1 protein-coding gene is annotated in these 273 nt (G+C 46.2%); it reads right to left on the minus strand.

All coding sequences use genetic code 11. The features are described 5' to 3' along the window. Window positions 1-73 precede the first annotated feature (73 nt). Window positions 74-232 carry a hypothetical protein gene (locus tag ACSZO1_RS22825; protein WP_437616695.1) on the minus strand — a complete coding sequence of 53 codons (159 nt, stop codon included), beginning with the start codon at window positions 230-232 and terminating at the stop codon, window positions 74-76. Between the last annotated feature and the right edge of the window lie 41 nt (window positions 233-273).

Consider the following 273-nt stretch of genomic DNA (forward strand, 5'->3'; position numbering starts at 1 on the left):
AGCGGGCATCGTGAAAAGTCTATGTCAAAGAAAGGGTTATGTTCTCATAATTGACGATTAAATCGCACCTTCCCTAGCAATCAACAACAGAGACACTGCTGAGCGGCAATTCGCCGCCTGTCTCTTTACCCAGCAGGAAATGATATAACTCGCGCCATAATATCTGCTGGCGCTCACGCAATTGCGCCAGCTGACGCATTAAGGAAGGTGCGATTAATTCGATGGGAACCATTTTTTCGTCCTGTCATCGTATGGTAAATGAACAAAGAACCG

Source organism: Erwinia sp. V71 (assembly GCF_965644245.1).
Lineage (GTDB): Bacteria > Pseudomonadota > Gammaproteobacteria > Enterobacterales > Enterobacteriaceae > Erwinia.